17 protein-coding genes are annotated in these 18,583 nt (G+C 37.3%); 7 read left to right on the forward strand and 10 right to left on the reverse strand.

Annotation, left to right across the window (positions count from 1 at the left end; translation table 11 throughout):
• Positions 1–6 precede the first annotated feature (6 nt).
• The gene (locus IW15_RS10310) at positions 7–975 is read left to right on the forward strand and encodes a dipeptidase (protein WP_034711153.1); all 969 of its coding nucleotides are present in this window, start codon (positions 7–9) and stop codon (positions 973–975) included.
• A 4-nt stretch (positions 976–979) separates the two neighbouring features.
• On the opposite strand, the gene IW15_RS10315 is transcribed toward IW15_RS10310, so the two are convergent.
• Positions 980–2,524 (reverse strand): hypothetical protein, encoded by a 1,545-nt coding sequence (locus tag IW15_RS10315; protein WP_034711154.1) that lies wholly within the window; start codon positions 2,522–2,524, stop codon positions 980–982.
• A gap of 147 nt (positions 2,525–2,671) precedes the next feature.
• Here IW15_RS10315 and IW15_RS10320 point away from each other — a divergent pair, with 147 nt between their 5' ends.
• The 4 genes from IW15_RS10320 to leuB are packed head-to-tail and all read left to right on the forward strand — an operon-like array spanning position 2,672 to position 6,974.
• Positions 2,672–3,835, forward strand: a complete 1,164-nt coding sequence (locus tag IW15_RS10320) for a 2-isopropylmalate synthase (protein WP_051881931.1) — start codon at positions 2,672–2,674, stop codon at positions 3,833–3,835.
• Between the two features lie 21 nt (positions 3,836–3,856).
• Positions 3,857–5,242 (forward strand): 3-isopropylmalate dehydratase large subunit, encoded by a 1,386-nt coding sequence (gene leuC / locus IW15_RS10325; RefSeq protein WP_034711155.1) that lies wholly within the window; start codon positions 3,857–3,859, stop codon positions 5,240–5,242.
• Positions 5,243–5,260: 18 nt separating this feature from the next.
• Entirely contained in the window at positions 5,261–5,860 is a 600-nt protein-coding gene (gene leuD / locus IW15_RS10330; RefSeq protein ID WP_034711156.1) for a 3-isopropylmalate dehydratase small subunit, read from the forward strand.
• Positions 5,850–6,974 (forward strand): 3-isopropylmalate dehydrogenase, encoded by a 1,125-nt coding sequence (gene leuB, locus IW15_RS10335; protein WP_034711158.1) that lies wholly within the window; start codon positions 5,850–5,852, stop codon positions 6,972–6,974. Before leuD ends, leuB begins: the two co-directional genes overlap by 11 nt.
• A 65-nt stretch (positions 6,975–7,039) precedes the next feature.
• Here leuB and IW15_RS10340 read toward each other — a convergent pair whose 3' ends face one another.
• From IW15_RS10340 to IW15_RS10380, 9 genes are all read right to left on the reverse strand, one after another.
• Positions 7,040–7,225 carry a hypothetical protein gene (locus tag IW15_RS10340; RefSeq protein WP_034711159.1) on the reverse strand — a complete coding sequence of 62 codons (186 nt, stop codon included), beginning with the start codon at positions 7,223–7,225 and terminating at the stop codon, positions 7,040–7,042.
• A 186-nt stretch (positions 7,226–7,411) separates the two neighbouring features.
• Positions 7,412–8,017, reverse strand: a complete 606-nt coding sequence (locus IW15_RS10345; protein ID WP_034711162.1) for a DUF4230 domain-containing protein — start codon at positions 8,015–8,017, stop codon at positions 7,412–7,414.
• Between the two features lie 2 nt (positions 8,018–8,019).
• Positions 8,020–8,586 carry a TlpA family protein disulfide reductase gene (locus tag IW15_RS10350; protein WP_034711164.1) on the reverse strand — a complete coding sequence of 189 codons (567 nt, stop codon included), beginning with the start codon at positions 8,584–8,586 and terminating at the stop codon, positions 8,020–8,022.
• Position 8,587: 1 nt separating this feature from the next.
• On the reverse strand, positions 8,588–9,055 hold the full coding sequence (locus IW15_RS10355) for a pyrophosphohydrolase domain-containing protein (RefSeq protein WP_034711166.1): 468 nt from the start codon (positions 9,053–9,055) through the stop codon (positions 8,588–8,590).
• A 265-nt stretch (positions 9,056–9,320) separates the two neighbouring features.
• Complete coding sequence (locus tag IW15_RS10360) at positions 9,321–9,740, reverse strand: hypothetical protein (RefSeq protein WP_034711169.1); 420 nt, start codon at positions 9,738–9,740, stop codon at positions 9,321–9,323.
• Positions 9,741–9,753: 13 nt separating this feature from the next.
• Positions 9,754–10,467, reverse strand: a complete 714-nt coding sequence (locus IW15_RS10365) for a glycohydrolase toxin TNT-related protein (protein ID WP_034711171.1) — start codon at positions 10,465–10,467, stop codon at positions 9,754–9,756.
• Positions 10,468–10,931: 464 nt separating this feature from the next.
• Positions 10,932–13,862, reverse strand: coding sequence for a reprolysin-like metallopeptidase (locus IW15_RS10370; RefSeq protein WP_034711173.1), 2,931 nt, complete (start codon positions 13,860–13,862; stop codon positions 10,932–10,934).
• A 202-nt stretch (positions 13,863–14,064) separates the two neighbouring features.
• Entirely contained in the window at positions 14,065–14,562 is a 498-nt protein-coding gene (locus tag IW15_RS10375) for a DinB family protein (protein WP_034711175.1), read from the reverse strand.
• Between the two features lie 23 nt (positions 14,563–14,585).
• The gene (locus tag IW15_RS10380) at positions 14,586–15,725 is read right to left on the reverse strand and encodes an acyl-CoA dehydrogenase family protein (RefSeq protein WP_034711178.1); all 1,140 of its coding nucleotides are present in this window, start codon (positions 15,723–15,725) and stop codon (positions 14,586–14,588) included.
• A 190-nt stretch (positions 15,726–15,915) separates the two neighbouring features.
• Between IW15_RS10380 and IW15_RS10385 the strand changes: the two genes are divergently transcribed.
• Both IW15_RS10385 and IW15_RS10390 read left to right on the forward strand, forming a co-directional pair.
• Positions 15,916–17,817 carry an endonuclease gene (locus IW15_RS10385; protein WP_034711179.1) on the forward strand — a complete coding sequence of 634 codons (1,902 nt, stop codon included), beginning with the start codon at positions 15,916–15,918 and terminating at the stop codon, positions 17,815–17,817.
• A gap of 157 nt (positions 17,818–17,974) precedes the next feature.
• Entirely contained in the window at positions 17,975–18,580 is a 606-nt protein-coding gene (locus IW15_RS10390) for a SatD family protein (protein WP_034711181.1), read from the forward strand.
• Positions 18,581–18,583: the final 3 nt, after the last annotated feature.

The following is an 18,583-nucleotide window of genomic DNA, read 5'->3' on the forward strand; positions in this document are numbered from 1 at the left end:
ACATTAATGAATACTATAAATATAGACTTACACTGCGACTTACTATACTATTTACTAAAAGCCAATACAAAACCTGATGATAAGGAACTCGGGTGTGGATTGCCTTATTTGCAGGAAGGAAATGTAAAACTTCAGGTAATGGCTATTTATGCAGCTACTCAGACCAATAGCACCCATGAAGGACTTGCCCAAAGTAAGTTATTTGCTGATTTGCTGGAAAATGAGAATTTTTTTCTTTTTGATCCTAAAGAAGATATTAAAAAACAGCAAGATCATCGGGTAGGAGTGCTTGCCTCTATTGAAAATGCGTCCTCGTTTTGTGAAGAAGACGGTTCATTGGATTTAGGTTTCAGAAATTTAGAAACCATCATCAACAATACAGAAAAAGTGTTCTATATAGGCATTACCCATCATTCTGAAAATCGTTTTGGTGGTGGAAATAATGCGGAAGCAGGATTAAAAGCTGACGGAAAAGTACTAATCGATTATTTATCGGATAAAAATATAGCCATTGATTTAGCCCATGCGAGTGACCAGCTTGCCTATGATATTCTGACGTATACAGATCAGAAAAATTATGCTATTCCTATTCTGGCAAGCCATTCCAACTACAGGAAAGTGTACAAGAATAACAGGAATCTTCCCGATGAACTGGCAAAAGAAATCATCCACAGAAAAGGATTGATAGGACTTAATTTCATCAAAGATTATATCGACCATCACCATCCGGAAAGGCTATACGAACATATCGAATATGGTCTCAACCTCGGCGGTGAAAACAGCATTGCATACGGCGGTGATTTTTTTCATGACAAAGACCATCCCGATCAGTCAAGATATCCTTTTTTCTTTGATGAATTTAATGATGCGACAGCTTACAATGTAATCAATGAAAGACTGACAGAGCAATTTTCAACTGAAATCATGGAAAAGATAAGCCATACCAATGCTTTGGAATTTATCAGAAGAATGTAAAGCTTTAGCGTCTTCTTTTATATTTTACTTTCCCTTTAATAATTTCAATGACATCCACATGCTGGACTTTAGATTGTACCCAGCCGTGGATGTCAATATAAAATAGCGATCTTCTGTAATATTCATTGGCCGAAAAAGCTTCCAGTTTTTTATCAAAGATTTCAAATGCTTGCTGTCTTTTATGTAAAACCAGGTTGTTTAAATTTTTGAAAAACAGAATGCTTTCAAAATGAAATTCGTCCGGCTGTTTCATCTTCTGGGCAAATTTTGAAGTAGATTTAATGAATTCATCATAATCTTCATCATTTCCGGATTCATGTTTGGCCATCAAAATCAAAATTCTCGTATGGAACAGTAAATCTCCCTGTACGTTGCCTTTAGACTCCAGTATTCTCATGGAGTAATGTATCGATTCCTGGTATTTTTTACTTCCAAAAAGCATGGCTGCCATTTTCAGATAAAAGATCATAAAGTGATGCTCATCGATTTTGTCGCGGAGCTTCTCCATTTTCAGTTCTATTTCAGGAATAAGCTTTGTTCCCGTAAAAAATTCACCTTTTATAAAGTGAATATTCATTAATGCATTATAATGCGTCAGGAAAATAAGCGACTGAAGATTCTCATTCTGGGCAAAATTTTGTGAATAAACGGTTGTATTGAAATCATGAAGCTGTTTTTCGAGCATATCAATATTTCCATACATGAAAAGAATTTTAAGAAGGTAGGTGTTTCCTTTGATGTACCAAACTGGATGGCTCATGATCATTTCCGGATTCTGATGAAATAATTCTACCCATTGATAGGCATATTTTAAGGTGTATTTATATTCCTGCAGAAGCTGGTTTTTCCAGACATGAGCTTTATAATACCATAGTTTTTCCGTGAAATTAAGGGCTTGAAGACGTATATTTTTAATCTGTGCATTAAACAGTTCCAACACTTTTTGGCGGCCTTCATCATCTTTTACATAGCCATGAGTCAGCATTTCGCTGTAAAGCTTTAGCGAAAGGTTAGAAAGTTTAATGGTATAACGGTTTTGACGGCTTATTTCCGAAGATTGTTTGATGAGTTCGTCTGCACGCCCGGCAATACTCCTGGTAATGAATTGGGATTCAATCACTTTTTCCAAATCTATAATCTCTGAGGCGATGGTTTTTTCATCCAGCTCAAGGGCGGTCTGTTTCGTTTTATCCAATATTTTCAACGCCTGCTTGTAAAGGCCTTTCTGATACAGAATATTGGCGAAATCGAGCTGTTCCCGAAGCTGGATCCGGTAATTCTGGTGGCTTGGGTTCATTCGCAGGCTTACCAGGATCTGTTTGTAAAGATGGGCTTTCAGATTAGAAAGCTGCTGTTTGGTGGAAATTTTCTTATCAATGATAAGATGCTCATCATATTCCTTCATTTTATCCATTTCTGAAAAAAGAAGGAGAAATTTTGCATCCACATTAATACCCAAACGGTTGACATATAACTTAAACTGCCGTTTTTCGGAAGTCGTCAATGACTTGATTAATACAAATAAAAAATCTTTCTGCAATTCTGCCATTGTAAATTTATTGAATTCAATTTATTGATTTTCAGAATTTTGTAATCTGAATTTAGTCTTTTGAATATTGTAATTTTTAAAGAAAATAAAAATAAAAACATATTCCAAACACTAGTTTTGAATCAAAATTAAGTAAAAAACTTCATTATGAATTCCGAAAAAATCGAAATTTTTGATACCACGCTGAGAGATGGGGAACAGGTCCCGGGATGCAAGTTGAATAAAGAACAAAAATTAATCATTGCAGAAAGGCTTGATCACCTGGGAATTGATGTTATTGAAGCCGGTTTTCCAATTTCCAGCCCGGGAGATTTTGAATCCGTATCAGAAATTTCTAAACTGGTAAAAAATGCTAAAGTCTGTGGGTTAACCAGAGCCAACAAAAAAGATATAGAAGCAGCAGCGGAAGCTCTGCAATATGCAAAAAGACCCAGAATACATACGGGAATCGGGACTTCAGATTCTCATATCAAATATAAATTCAATTCTACACGGGAAGATATTCTGGAACGTGCTGTACAGGCTGTAAAATATGCCAAAAGCTTTGTCGAAGATATAGAATTTTATGCAGAAGATGCCGGGAGAACAGATAATGCGTATCTGGCGAAAGTGTGCGAAGAAGTTATAAAAGCCGGCGCTACGGTACTTAATATTCCGGACACAACAGGATATTGCCTGCCGGAAGAATACGGAATGAAAATAAAATACCTGAAGGAAAATGTAAAAGGCATTGAGAACGCTGTTATTTCATGTCATTGCCACAATGATCTGGGATTGGCCACTGCAAACTCTATTGCCGGAATTACCAACGGAGCCAGACAGATTGAATGTACGATTAACGGACTAGGGGAGAGAGCAGGAAACACGGCTTTAGAAGAAGTGGTGATGATCCTGAAGCAGCATAAAAATTTAAATCTGCATACCAATGTGAATTCCAGGATGCTGAACGAAATGAGTACCCTTGTTTCTGATTTGATGGGGATGCCGGTACAGCCTAATAAAGCTATTGTGGGAGCGAATGCATTTTCCCACAGTTCAGGAATTCATCAGGATGGCGTGATTAAAAACAGAGCAACGTATGAAATTATTGACCCGGAAGAAGTGGGTATCAACGAATCATCGATTGTTCTTACCGCAAGAAGCGGGCGTTCTGCACTGGCATACCGGTTTAAAAATATAGGATTTGATATCACTAAAAATGAACTTGATTTTCTCTATCAACAGTTTTTGAAAATCGCGGATATCAAAAAAGAAATTGATAATAATGACCTGCATATGATCATGAAGTCATTCAACCTTAAAATTGGGTAGAAATTAAAAGGAAAGTAGATAATGAATAACAATAAAACACTTTTTGATAAAGTCTGGGATGCCCATGTCGTGGAAGTTATTCCGAATGGCCCGCAGATTATTTATATCGATAAACATCTGATCCATGAGGTGACAAGCCCGCAGGCTTTTGCAGAACTGGAATCAAGGAATTTGGAAATTTTCAGGCCCAAACAAATTGTTGCTACGGCAGATCATAACGTTCCTACCTTACACCAGGAACTTCCTATCCGGGATGAATCATCAAGAAACCAGGTAGAACAGCTTGCAGAAAACTGTAGAAATAAGAATATTGAATTATACGGATTAGGGCACCCATATCAAGGAATTGTACACATCATCGCCCCGGAATTAGGCATTACACAACCCGGAATGAGTATCGTCTGCGGAGACAGTCATACTTCTACACACGGAGCTTTTGGAGCGATTGCTTTCGGGATAGGAACGAGCCAGGTGGCGCAGGTTTTTGCAAGTCAGTGTTTGCTGCTTAATAAACCGAAATCCATGAGGATTACCGTAAATGGGAAGTTAAATGAAAATGTTCAGCCTAAAGATGTGATTCTTTATATCATTTCCAAGATTGGAACAGACGGCGGAACCGGATATTTTTGTGAATATGCAGGAAATGTATTTGAAGAAATGTCGATGGAAGGAAGAATGACCATCTGCAATATGAGTATTGAAATGGGAGCACGAGGAGGAATGATCGCTCCAGATGAAACCACATTTGAATATGTCAGAGGAACGGTTTTTGCTCCCAAAGAAAAAGAATGGGAGAAAAAATTAGCCTATTGGAAGACTTTGAAAACGGATGATAATGCCAAATTTGATAAAGAGCTCTCTTTTGATGCTGCTGACATACAGCCGATGATCACCTATGGAACCAATCCTGGAATGGGTATTCCCATCAACAGCGTTATTCCGGATCCGCGAAATGAATCTGAAGAGAAAGCTTTACTATATATGGGACTGAAAGCAGGTCAGGCGGCATCCGATATTAGGGTAAACTATGTATTTATAGGAAGCTGTACCAATGCAAGAATTGAAGATTTCCGGTCTGCAGCCCGTTATATTAAAGGAAAAAATAAGTCTGAAAATGTAAATGCGCTGATTGTTCCAGGTTCTCAAAGTGTAGTAAAACAGATGTATGAAGAAGGACTTGATAAAATTTTTAATGAAGCAGGTTTTCAGATCAGACAACCCGGATGTTCAGCATGTCTGGCAATGAATGATGATAAGATTCCTGAAGGAGAATATTGTGTTTCTACCTCAAACAGAAACTTTGAAGGGAGACAAGGACAAGGAGCGAGAACGATTCTTGCCAGTCCGCTTACGGCAGCAAAAGCAGCAATAGAAGGAAGAATATCAGCTTTCGAAAGTTTAAACTAACCGATTGATAAAGTAAAAATGCAAAAATTAGTCACCATACAGTCACAGGCAGTCCCGTTGCCCGCAGAAAATATAGATACCGACCAGATTATTCCGGCCAGGTTTCTGAAAAGTATTGATAAGAAAGGCTTTGGAGCACATCTCTTTTGTGACTGGAGATATAACGTTCATACTCATGAACCCAATCCGGGTTTTGTATTAAATGACAACCGGTACAAGGGCGAAATATTGGTAGCCGGAAATAACTTCGGATGCGGAAGCAGCCGCGAACATGCAGCCTGGGCGCTGGCAGATTATGGTTTTAAAGTAATCATATCAAGCTATTTTGCGGATATTTTTAAAGGAAATGCTCTCAATAACGGGCTTCTTCCGGTGAAAGTCTCCGAAGAATTTTTAAAAGAAATTCTCAATGATATCACCGCAAATCCGGAACATGAAATTGCGGTTGATGTAGAAAAGCAAACGATAAGTTTCAAGGATAAAACAGAACATTTTGAACTTGATCCCTATAAAAAAATATGTCTCCTGAACGGCTATGACGATATTGATTTTTTAATCAGTAAGAAACAGGCTATACAACAATTCGAACTAAAAACACAAAAAATGTATGAATACTAATTATTTTAAAATAGCCGTTCTTCCCGGAGACGGAATCGGGCCGGAAGTTATTGCAGAAAGCATCAAAACCCTTAATGCAATCGCAGAAATTTTTCAATACAAATTTCAGTTTACCTATGGATTAATGGGTGCTGAAGCTATTTTCCAAACCGGAAATCCGCTACCAGACGAAACCTTGGATCTATGCAGGGATTCTGACGCGGTACTTTTCGGAGCTATTGGAGATCCTTCGTTTGATAATAACCCGGATGCAAAAGTAAGACCTGAACAGGGACTTTTAAAACTCCGTAAAGAGCTTGGTCTTTATGCCAATATCAGACCTTTAACAACCTATGCTTCGCTAATTGATAAAAGTCCGCTGAAAAGGGAAATCATTGAAGGAACGGATATTCAGATTTTCAGGGAATTGGTGAGTGGAATTTACTTTGGGGAAAAGTATACGGAACCCGAAGGAGCGTATGCGTATGATGTCTGCAGATACAGCTCAGAAGATATTATCCCAATTGTGCATATGGCATTTCAGGAAGCAGGAAAAAGGAGAAAAAAGCTGACTCTTATTGATAAAGCCAACGTACTAGAAACGTCAAGATTATGGAGAAAGATCTGCCAGGAAATAGCACCGGAATATCCTGAAGTTAAGCTCGATTATATGTTTGTAGACAATGCCGCCATGCAGCTGGTTCTTAATCCGAAACAATTTGATGTTATCGTTACCGAAAATATGTTTGGAGATATTATTTCTGATGAAGCAAGCGTTATTGGTGGTTCTATCGGTCTTCTTCCTTCTGCGTCCATTGGTGATAAAAATGCCTTGTTTGAGCCTATTCATGGGTCTTATCCTCAGGCGAAAGGAAAAGGTATTGCTAATCCTGTAGCGTCAATTCTGAGTGCAGCTATGATGCTGGATTATCTGAAATTGGGAGAAGCCGCAGATAGGGTAAGAAAATCTGTAGAATATGCTATCGAAAATAAGTATGTTACGGAAGATCTTAATACCAAACAGTCTTATTCAACGAATGAAGTGGGGAGTTTTATTGCAGATCATATCAAATATTCTGAAAAATCATATTATAATCTGGAGAATATCAAGATCGGGAAATCCACTATCGTATAAAGTTCATTTTAATTAATATATTAGAAAAAAGGTTCTGCCTCGTTTGAGACAGAACCTTTTGAAATTTATTCTTTCGTATTATCGGTTTTTCCTGATTTATTCTTAGATGATTTTTGAACATCTTCCTTATCAATATCAGGTGGGTTGCTTTTTTTAGATGAAGCAGGAATATTCTGGAAATCCTGATTTTGCTTTTTTGTTTCCGAATCGTTAGCCGGTTCAGTCTTTTTATTTTTTCCTTTTGAGTCCATAGCTTTATATTTTAAGAATCAAATCGATCTGGTGATCTGTATTTTCTTCTGTATATCATTCAAAGCCTTTGCCAAAACGAAATATAAATAGGAATTTTATTGATTATTTACACAATTAAGTCAATTCCTGTTAATTGAAAGTATTAGGATAATGAAAAACTCTTATCTTTTTAAAGATTCAATTCTTTACATCCCTAAAATCCCCAGTTTTCCGGTTTCGTCTTCTATTTTGTAATTCAATGCTTTTGCCAATACAAAAATGTTATTGAGATTCTCCATTAACTGTTTGTGTCCTTCGTTTCTCAGCTGATTCTGATCGATGGATTTAATCGCAACATCTTTAGCTTTTTGCGTTACATTTTTAATGTCTTTCTCAGAAATTCTGTTGAAAAATGAATCATCCATTGATTGAATTTCTACGCTTGGAGTAATTCTTATATCTGCATTGGGAAGTTCAGTAATAATCAGCTTTTTATTAACAGAATCTACCTTTATTTTCATTTGGTTAAGGTCATAGGAAACCTGCGCATTTGTTTTGGTATAGGTGATGATGCTGTTGCTTGAAACTTCACTTCCAAGAACTTCATATCCCATTTTTGTTTTCTGCATGCTGGAAGTATTCTGTTCGATGACTACCATTTTATTCATCTTGGAAATCTGGTTGGTCAGAATGTAATAATCTGATTTCTCCGTCTTTCCTCCAAGATGTAAGCATGATTTCAATCCCAAAAACAGGAACAATACAATGAGAGCTCCTGCAACAAATGATATAATTACTTTATAATTTTTCAAATCTATTTCTTAAAAATTTCTTTGATTACAGACGAGTCGTCCTTCTTTAAAATTTCCACAAGATCTCTTTCAATATAACCTGTGGTAGGCATTTCTATAATTCGGCCAATTTCCTTACCGTATCTTTGAACAATAATGGTGGGTACTTTTTGAATATTGTGAAGGCTTTCCTCTCCGGAAGGAGATTCTTTCTTTCTGTTAACCGCAATAATCGTCAGCTTATTATCAGGATATTTCAATTCCTCTAAAATTTTCATCAGTCTTGGAAAATCCCTGTGGCTGTCTTCGCACCATGTTCCCATGAAAACCATGATGGAATAGGTGTTTATTTTTGCCTTTCTCAGCTCGCTGATGGCTTTCTGGTCGATAGCATATTCATCATGTTCTTTAGTATACCAGTCGGCATAAGGTGCTTTAAGGAACTGTTCTTTCAGTTGATTACCCAAAAGCATTTTACCGTCATTTTGCGTTTCAACTTCACGGTTTACCACAACTTTTTGAGCGTTAAACTGCTGAACAGCCAACATCAAACTTGAAAGGGCAACCATATTGGTAATAAATTTTTTCATATTATTTCTCGATAATCGTTTTTAAATCGGCTGGAGAATAGTATTTGTTTTTCAGAACTTTATGGTCTGCCTGTCTGTATACATTAAATTTTTCTCCGGATTTTTCATAAAAAGATTCTACTTCTTTTTCTTTATAAAATTCAACGGTTTCTTTTGCCTGATCTTCATTATCACATGCTTTCGACATATTAGAACGCTGAACTTCGTTGAATAGCTCTACAAATTTGCTGCCAAGTCCGAATTCAAGAACTGCACCGCTTAAAACATATTGTAAATCACAAAGAGCATCTGCAATTTCTACGATATTGTTATCTTCAATAGCTTGTTTCAGTTCATTAAGTTCTTCCTGTAAAAGTTCTACTCTAAGAGCACATCTTTCAGGAGAAGGGATTTGCGGGGTTTCTAAAATAGGGGCTTTGAAAGTAGTATGGAATTCGGCTACTTGGTTCAGACTATCAATTTTATCCATGAATTTTTTATTTATGGCAAAGATAGAAAACGATTTGTAAATGATAAAATGTATGGGGTAAAATGTATTACTGAAGGGGAGTTTCTGATCATCACTAGATTATATTAAATAGGATGCTCACGCAGATTTTAAGATTGAGCAGATGATTATGTTTAATGATTTGAGTTATTTGCTTGATCTGCGAGCAATATTAATATTAATAAGAAAAATCCACAGCTGAAAACTGCGGATTTTTGGTTGAAAGTTTTTGATGATATTCAATCAGTTATTCTAATTCCTCATATTTCCAGACTCCTGAAATTTCTAAAAGAGTTAATCCCGGCTGCTTTTCTCCATAGTTAAATACGCAAAAATACTTGGAGTGACAAGATTCGCAGTCAGTTCCAAAATATAAGGTGGGTAAATCATGGAATGTTAGTTCTCCGAGAAACAACATTGGCTGTGATGTTTCAGTAACAATTCCTTTTTTTAATAATTTGTCTTTGGATAATACCTTGTCTTCATGATACACTTGAAAAATTGGGAATCCAGATTGGTAAGGAATGATTTCTATTGTATTTTCATGCCCGCACTCACAGCAGGTGAATGTTGTTACAGATGGAGAAGCAGTTTCGTCTTTATTGAAAATGGTTTTTGCTATAGAAGCCTTTTCACGAATGCCTATTTTTTTTGATATTGAATACATCTTGATTGATTTATTACTGGATAACTGTACCTACTAAGCCATTGTATTTTCCACTAGGACTTTTTTTGATGGTAATTTTTACATATCCTTCCTGTGCTAATTTATTCCATGTTTTCTGATAGCCGGTCGCTATATCGATAGGAATTTTCCACATCGTTTGTTTACCACCACCCACTTGATTAAACCAAGGAATTACATCTGCCGTTTGAGACTTGAAAGGTAATAAATTATTCAAAACATCAATTTCATAATAAAAATCATATGAAGTTTCAGGTTGATTTAATGCTCTTTGTGAAAAAGTATACACATATCCATTTAATATAGGGCTTGTAAAACTGCCTCCTAAATTAGGAATTCCGGTTCCGTTATAGTTGCCGATAGCCCCGCTGTATCGGTCAAATTTTTGTCCCGCATGAAAGGAAACATCATCCACGATATTGTATCCGCCGTTGGCAGGTGGCCAGCCGCCATTTAGATTATTAGCTTTAAAGAGTGCTTCCAGATCACTCCATTTCCCTTGTTTGTATAAGTCAAAAGCCTGGTATCTGATCGTTGGGCTTACAGTACCAGCAGGATCATAGGTTAAAGCAAACTCGTCAGCATTTTTATAAAAAACATGCGTGATTTGTCCGGTTGTATCCGTTGTTTCTTCATCCCTATCTGGGCTACAGCCAATTGAAAAGGTAGCAATTGTTAAAAAAAAGAAATACTTAAATAAATGTTTCATATGTAAAATTTTAATTATGTAAAGAATGAGTAGGGTAATCTGGATATCCTATCATCATAGGATATCTGTTACAGAATAGTTTTCTTTACAGTGTCTTTCGACTTCCGGTCTTTTACATAAAAAAAATGTTTGGAGATACTGATCATCTGGAACCAATCGTAAAAACGATCTCAGAACTACCCTAATAATAAGTTGGGTAAAACAGTACAATAATTGAATAATTTTGAGTGATAAATTTAAATCAAAAAATCAAATAATGTATAATTTTTCAAAATAAAATATTATATGTGGATTAATTATAATGATAAGTATCTTTTTAACAATATATTATACTTAAAAATAATAATGAATTAAGTTATCCTTAATAAAGTTTTGAAGAATGACCTTGTTTGAAAATCTGGATCTAATAATTGAAATAAAAAAGGCTGCCTGAGCAGGCAGCCTTCCAAGTGTTTACTAGGTTATTAGTTCTTAATGAATCTCTTACCGTTTTCTCCAATTTGGATCATATAAGCTCCTTTTATAAGATGACTTATATTAACGGTTCCTCTGTCAAGTTTTCCTGAGTTAATTAGTTTTCCACCCATGTCGAAGATTTTATAATCTTCAGATGACGTATTTGAAATAGATATAATATCTCTTGCCGGGTTCGGATACACCTTGATATCCTCGTTTAGACCAGTTGTGGTTAACAGATCATTTCTTCCTGAAGAAACAACATTTACCGTATAGTCTTCAACCTGTCCATACGTAATAGAGCCGCAAGGTGTTGTTGGAGTTGTGCTGTATCTCATGATCACTCTCATTCTTGTTGATCCTAAAGTGGCTGTAGACGGGATGGTAACACTTCCGGTAACCGGAGTTGTGGTAGATCCTGCTTTAGACCAAACAAGCTCTCCGCTGTCTGTAAAACTTCCATTTTGGTTATAATCAATGTAAACCGCATAGGCTTCACTGTATACGGTAGAAGTCCAGGTAGGAGTTACGGAAATGGTATAGGCGCTTCCTCTGGTCACATTAGTGGAAACAGAAGTGAAATCTTCATATCCTGCAGTTCCCGTAGAGGTATTATTGATAGTACCGAATTTCACATTTCCAATTCTTTCATCTGCTGTATTGGATGAAGAAGCGGAACAGTAAGTAACAGCGCTTCCTGCAAGAGTAGTTACACTTACTGAATTGCTGGAAACGGAAGCATTTCCTGCAGCATCTTTTGCTTTAACAGTAAAAGTGTAAGTAGTTGATGGGCTTAAACCTGCTACAGTATACGTTGCAGACGCAGTAGAGCCAATGAGGGAACTACCTTGGTAAACGTCGTATCCTGTAACCCCTACATTGTCTGTTGCTCCGCTCCAGGAAAGATTCGTGGTTGAAGAAGTCGTTCCGGATGCAGCCAGAACAGGAGCGGTAGGCGCTACGGTATCTGTTGTGCCTGAACCTGCATTTACAGTAATGTTTGCATTGTTTACATCAAAAAATATGTGGTTGGAACCTTTTACCATTAATCTTCCGCTAGTGGTAGAAGAATTTGGAATGGTCACAGCCTCTGTTCCGTCATTTGGAGTTCCTGCCAGTAGCGTAGCCCATGTATTTCCGTTATCAGTTGACCAAAGAATATCTACATTGGCAGCATTCACGCCGTTGGCTGTTGTACCGGCAACACTCCATGTTACAGTCTGTGAAGTTCCGCCGGTGTAAGTTGTTGCTGAATTTTGTGAAGTGATGCTGAAAGGTCCCGCAGTTCCATTAACAGTGATCACAGCATCATCTGAGTTATTAGCAGATCCGCCTGCTCTGTTGTCACGAACTGTGAATCTGAAATTCAGTGTTCTGGCTACAGAAGGAAGTGCTTCGACCGTGATTTCCGAACCGGCTGTTGTGGTGGCGCCCGTTAAAATAGAGGCCATTCTTGGAAAATATCGGGTCGGAGAGGTTGTAGGTGTCCATGATCTGAAAGTAGGACCTGTAGTTTTCGTTGCACTGGCTGCAGAACTCGCTCCTGTCTGTGAAGATGAAGCGTTATCCATTTGTTCCCAGATATAAGTCAGTGAGTCGCCGTTCGCATCCGTTCCGGTTCCTGTCAACATAAATGGAGTTCCTTTAGGAATAGTATAGTCTAATCCTGCGCCTGCCGTCGGAATTGAATTTCCGGTGGAAGTGTTTACAGAACATGTTTTAGCTTTAATATTATTGGTAATTTGCTGGATGCTTATCGCATGGAAGAAAGCATCGGAATGAGGTTGGATATCCTGAGCTGTAATTCCTGCATAGCCCATAATGGTTGATCCGGAGCCCGGTTCCATATTAGCACCTGTTCCTTCATTATTCATGGAAAAGGTGTGATTTCCTCCAAACTGATGACCCATTTCGTGAGCGACATAATCAATATCGAAATTGTCTCCTGATGGGATAGCGTCGGCAGGTGAGGTGTAGCCGCTTCCTTTTGATCCGTTGGTGCAGATACAGCCGATACATCCGGCATTTCCGCCTCCTCCTGATGCGCCAAACAGGTGACCAATATCATAATTGGCTTCACCGATGACAGAGGTCAGGGTTGATTGAAGCTGAGAATTCCAGCTGCTCATTCCGGAAGCTGCCGAATAGGGATCCGTAGAAGCGTTGGTGTAAATTACAGCATCATTATTGGCAATTAATACCATCCTTGCTGCAAAATCTTTTTCAAAAACTCCATTGACGCGGGTCATTGTATTGTTCATTGCCGCCAGAGCGTTTGCTTTGGTTCCCCCGAAATAAGTGGTATATTCTCCTGTAGAGGATAGTGCCAGTCTGAAGGTTCTTAATTGGGCATCGTCTGCATTAGGTCTTGCGGTAAGGTTCATACCGGCAGTTCCTTTTTGGGCTACATCAATTACCTTACATTCGAATTTATTAAGATCATCTTTTTTATCAGACTTTTTATAAACAACATAGGCAGATAAATCCTTTGTATAAGGCTCGATAAAAACTGCAGATTTGTCACCGTAAATTTCCATGGAAGACAGGCCGAGTGGTGAAATACTGAAGTATACCGTAGAGTTTGAATCGCCCAGGCCTTCACCTACATAAGATTTGATATCAGGATATCTTGCGGCAAGCTCAGGAGCGAAATTTGAATTCTCTCTGACTTTGAAATTTTCCATTTTTCCTTCAGAATTCGGAAAAGAAATGATAGTCTCTGATTTTTGTCCTGCTGCAACTCTTTTGGGAGCTTTGGCAAGTGCGCTTTTCAACCCATTAAAATCAAGGCTGAAGATCTTTGGATTGTTGATGTTGGTCTTATTCTCAAAAATCTCTGATGGTGTTCTTTTTGAGTTTTCAGTCCAAAGTCGGTCGGTCTGCGCGAATGAAATGCCTGAGATAAGAAGCATTCCAATCATGGATAACTGTTTTTTCATATAAAATTTATTTTGATTGTGGTATATCAAAGCTAATAAAAAATATATTACGAAAAACAAAATTTTTTAAGAAAATTTTAGACTTCATCCGTAAAACATTATGCTATACATTGAATATAATTAAAAAGTCTTTGTCTCTTAAAAAGAAAATAGCACACGCAAAATACGTGTGCTACTTGATTATTAACAAAATAATTCTAAATTACATTTTGTCATCGGCGGTCGGTCCGTATAAGCCGGGAACTTTATTTCCGGTGGATCTTAAATACACAACCAATTCACCTCGGTGATGGTATAAGTGGTTAAACAAGAAACCACGGATTACCTGAATCTTTTGAGTAGGAGGGAATAGAACGTTTCCGTTCATTTCCATTTTCCATTCATTGAAATAAGTACCCTCATCAGAATTTTCTAAAACCTTCTGGGCTTTGGCAACATTCTCTTCAAATTTAGCAACAATATTTTCAGCTTTAGAAATGTCACCTTTATCGTACTGATAAGATCCCATATCAAAAACATCCTTATTGAATGTGTCTGCATACCAATTGTAAACTTCTGCAATATGCGAAGCAAGCTGGCCGGTTGTCCAGTTTTTCTCAGAAGGTTTCCATTCTAAAGCAGTATCGGGAATTGCTTTTAAAATTTTTCTTGTGTTTTCCGCTTCATGCAGAAATTCACCTAAAAGGGCTTTTTTAATCATTTATATTTGGTTTTTAAAAAAAATTATCTTGTAATATCTCTTCCTATAACAAGTCTTTGGATTTCAGAAGTTCCTTCACCAATAGTACATAGTTTAGAATCTCTGTAGAATTTCTCAACAGGGAAATCTTTGGTGTATCCGTAACCTCCGAAAATCTGTACTGCATTATTAGAAATTCTTACACAAGCTTCAGAAGCGTATAGTTTTGCCATTGCTCCTTCTTTTGTCATTTTTTGCTTAGCATTTTTCAATGTTGAAGCTCTCTGAATAAGAAGTTCGGCAGCATCAATTTCTGTTGCCATATCTGCAAGCATAAAATTCACGGCCTGAAATTCTGAAATAGGCTTTCCAAACTGATGTCTTTCTTTAGCATATTTTAAAGCAGCTTTGTAGGCTCCTCTTGCTGTTCCTAAACTTAAAGCTGCAATAGAAATTCGGCCACCATCCAAAATTTTCATGGCTTGCTTGAATCCTTCTCCAACTTCTCCTAAACGGTGAGAATCCGGAACACGAACACTGTCAAAAATAAGCTCAGCTGTTTCTGAAGCACGCATTCCTAATTTATTTTCTTTCTTACCTGAAGAAAAACCAGGCATTCCTTTTTCCAATACGAAAGCAGTAGAATTGTTTTTTGCTCCTATTTCTCCTGTTCTTGTCATTACCACGGCTATATCTCCTGAAATAGCGTGCGTAATAAAGTTTTTGGCCCCGTTGATTATCCATCCGTCACCATCTCTCACAGCAGTCGTAGACATCCCTCCGGAATCCGAACCTGTATTGTGTTCTGTTAATCCCCAGGCTCCGATTACTTTTCCGGTTGCTAATTGCGGAAGCCACTTGTTTTTCTGATCTTCATTTCCGAATTCATAAATATGATTGGTGCAAAGTGAGTTGTGCGCAGCTACAGAAAGTCCAATAGAAGGATCTACTTGAGAAATTTCGTCCAGAATGGCAACATATTCATGATAGCCTAAACCTGAACCTCCATATTGTTCCGGAACAACAACACCCATAAAGCCCATTTCTCCTAACTGGTGAAATAAATCTTTTGGGAAAGTCTGGCTTTCGTCCCATTCCATAATGTTCGGTCTGATATTTTTCTCAGCAAACTCTCTTGCTGTTTCAGCGATCATTTTAATGTTGTCAATTGTCTCTGTATTCATATAGATAATAGTTAATTGCCAAAGATAACCAAATTGACGGAAAGCCAAAAAAATTATTTCACACATAGCGTCATATCCTTAATAATTTAAATATCAGTTTCTTATATTTTGCTATTTAATGTTTTGTTAATAAACTTTTTGCAGTTTTGGTTATTTTAATTTACTATTTTAGCTTCCCAATTTTTAAAGAATGAAAAAAATTCTACTTCCTATTATTTTATTTTCGTCATTTTTTTCCGCGCAGGCTCCTGCAGGGTATTATGATGGAACCGCCGGATTGACCGGATATGCCCTGAAAGCAAAAATTCATACGATAATTGCGCAAAATACAATCAGCTGGCATTATGGAGACCTTCCTAATTATTATAACCAAACTGATCTGGATAAATATTATGACCACGATGCCACCAATACGACCTATTTATTAGATCTTTATTCCGAAATTCCGTCAGGTCCGGATGCTTATGAGTACATATCAACACAGTTGATTTCCGGTGCCGGTGCAGAAGGGTTAGGGTACAACAGAGAACATATGATGCCTCAAAGTACTTTTAGCACCAGCTCAAGTGTGAGTGATTATCCTATGTATTCTGATTTGAATTTTCTGATTCCTGTAGATGCACGAATCAATCAGTTAAGGAATAATTATCCTTATGGAGTTGGAGGAAATACCAATTTCTATGTTTTCACCAATGGATCGCGGATAAGCAATGGATCAATTCCCAATTATCCTTATGTAGGAAGGGTTTATGAACCTATTAATGAGTTTAAAGGCGATATTGCCCGAACGTTATTATATTTCGCAGTACGGTATGAAGGGAAATTAGGTTCATTCAATACCGCATACACAACTTCCGCAAATATAACTCCTGCTACCGATCAATGTCCGCTTGACGGCACAGAAGAAAGAGCTATTGATTTGCCTTATATTGAAATGCTGAAACAGTGGAGCGCTCTAGATCCCGTTTCTCAGCGAGAAATCGACAGAAATAATGCTGTCTATGCTATTCAAAAAAACAGAAACCCTTTTATTGATCATCCAGAATGGGTGAATGTAGTCTGGTCCGAAACACCGGATGGTGTTGCTCCGTTGGCTCCGACTTCATTAACGTCCACCCAACAGAATGCTAATTTCGTAACACTTAATTGGAATGCTACTTCGGATACGGACATACTAGGATACAGGATTTACATGAATGGTTCCGCAACACCGGTTGCTACCACTAAAAATACATCTATAAGCATCGACCATCTGGATCCGTCAACTACCTATACTTTTACTGTCAAAGCTTTTGATAAAGGATACTTGGAGTCACCTTTCAGTAATGTGGCTACTGCGGTTACTTTGCCTTCGGATTCTTATTCCAAAGATCTTATGATTGTAAAGTATATTGAGGGTTCAGGAAATAATAAAGCCCTGGAAATCGTCAATAAAACCGGTCATGAAGTTAATTTAAATAACTACAGGATCAATATTCACCTGAAAAATCCATCCACCGGAAACTTTTATAATGCAGATACTTATGAATTGGAAGGGAAGGTTGGAAATAATGAGAGTTTTGTTATCCTGAATCCCAATGCTACATTATCATGCTACTCTAATAGTCAGGCGAAATTTGTGACCGCTTCAGATCCTATGACCTTTACAGGAGAAAATTATGTAGAGCTGGCTTATAATAAAACTCTTACTGTAGATGCAATTGGGGTGAAATACACAAGTAACAGCAATGCAAACATTTCTTTGTACAGAAAAGCAGCCATCAACCAGCCAACAACTACATTCAACAGCAGTGAATGGGATTCTTATCCAATCAACTACTGTCTCAACTTAGGAAGCACGCTGTCTGCTTCTGATTGGGTTGCCGGAAATGAAGAGTTTACAATATATCCGAATCCGGTAAATGAGAATATCTTTGTGAATGGTAAAATTGAGGGGATTAAAGATGCAAAAATCTTAGATTTCTCAGGAAGACTTATATATTCCGAAAAAATTCCGTTTAAAAATAAGAAGAACATTTCTGTACAGAACATCACTGCAGGAAATTATTTATTACAGCTGGATGGAAAGGTATATCCGTTTATTAAAAAATAATTTCAACTACTTTTTTTTAAAGATAAGCGGTTGTATAAACCGTAAAAACCTTGTATTGAATGCATAATTGATATAAGCAGATTCACTAATAATTAATATCTATAAGTGTTTCTGCTTATATCTTTTATTTATAAGTAATTATGCTTATATTTGCAAAATGATAGCGGTCATTACCGGTGATATTATAAATTCGCAGCACGCAGACACTGAAGTTTGGATTACCAAACTAAAGAATCTCCTGGAATCCTGGGGGAGCTCACCCCTAACATGGGAAATTTACAGAGGAGACGAATTCCAGTTTAAATGTAATATTGATGTTGTTTTCTGGCGTTTTTTAGCCATAAAATCTCTTATAAGAAGTCAGGAAAATTTAGATGTAAGAATTGCCATAGGCATCGGTGAAGAAAATTTCTCCTCAGAGAAAATCACGGAATCTAATGGAACCGCTTATGTGCATTCCGGACGATTACTGGATGAATTGAAAAGTGGCGGACATACCGTTTCCATTAAAACTTCCAATGAATCGGTAGACCGGGATCTTAATATACTCCTGAAATGGTCTTCCAAAGACTTTGACAGCTGGACGATGGCTACTGCAGAAATCATTCATGAAATGATCATGAATAAGGACAACACTCAGGAAGATCTCGCAAAGAAATTTGCAATTTCTCAATCCTCAGTAAGCCAGCGATTGAAACGGGCTAACTACGAGCTTATCATAGAAACTAATCAATATTTTAGAAAGAAAATTTCGGAACTGTAAAAA

This window comes from Chryseobacterium soli (assembly GCF_000737705.1).
Lineage (GTDB): Bacteria > Bacteroidota > Bacteroidia > Flavobacteriales > Weeksellaceae > Chryseobacterium > Chryseobacterium soli.

Bases quoted from the DNA above. Each gene is read 5' to 3' on its own strand.
- leuD (WP_034711156.1), top strand. From the start codon at position 5,261: ATGCAAAAATTAGTCACCATACAGTCACAGGCAGTCCCGTTGCCCGCA.
- IW15_RS10385 (WP_034711179.1), top strand. From the start codon at position 15,916: ATGAAAAAAATTCTACTTCCTATTATTTTATTTTCGTCATTTTTTTCC.
- IW15_RS10320 (WP_051881931.1), top strand. From the start codon at position 2,672: ATGAATTCCGAAAAAATCGAAATTTTTGATACCACGCTGAGAGATGGG.
- leuB (WP_034711158.1), top strand. From the start codon at position 5,850: ATGAATACTAATTATTTTAAAATAGCCGTTCTTCCCGGAGACGGAATC.
- IW15_RS10380 (WP_034711178.1), bottom strand. From the start codon at position 15,725: ATGAATACAGAGACAATTGACAACATTAAAATGATCGCTGAAACAGCA.
- IW15_RS10355 (WP_034711166.1), bottom strand. From the start codon at position 9,055: ATGGATAAAATTGATAGTCTGAACCAAGTAGCCGAATTCCATACTACT.
- leuC (WP_034711155.1), top strand. From the start codon at position 3,857: ATGAATAACAATAAAACACTTTTTGATAAAGTCTGGGATGCCCATGTC.
- IW15_RS10370 (WP_034711173.1), bottom strand. From the start codon at position 13,862: ATGAAAAAACAGTTATCCATGATTGGAATGCTTCTTATCTCAGGCATT.
- IW15_RS10310 (WP_034711153.1), top strand. From the start codon at position 7: ATGAATACTATAAATATAGACTTACACTGCGACTTACTATACTATTTA.
- IW15_RS10365 (WP_034711171.1), bottom strand. From the start codon at position 10,467: ATGAAACATTTATTTAAGTATTTCTTTTTTTTAACAATTGCTACCTTT.
- IW15_RS10340 (WP_034711159.1), bottom strand. From the start codon at position 7,225: ATGGACTCAAAAGGAAAAAATAAAAAGACTGAACCGGCTAACGATTCG.
- IW15_RS10350 (WP_034711164.1), bottom strand. From the start codon at position 8,586: ATGAAAAAATTTATTACCAATATGGTTGCCCTTTCAAGTTTGATGTTG.
- IW15_RS10315 (WP_034711154.1), bottom strand. From the start codon at position 2,524: ATGGCAGAATTGCAGAAAGATTTTTTATTTGTATTAATCAAGTCATTG.
- IW15_RS10390 (WP_034711181.1), top strand. From the start codon at position 17,975: ATGATAGCGGTCATTACCGGTGATATTATAAATTCGCAGCACGCAGAC.
- IW15_RS10375 (WP_034711175.1), bottom strand. From the start codon at position 14,562: ATGATTAAAAAAGCCCTTTTAGGTGAATTTCTGCATGAAGCGGAAAAC.
- IW15_RS10360 (WP_034711169.1), bottom strand. From the start codon at position 9,740: ATGTATTCAATATCAAAAAAAATAGGCATTCGTGAAAAGGCTTCTATA.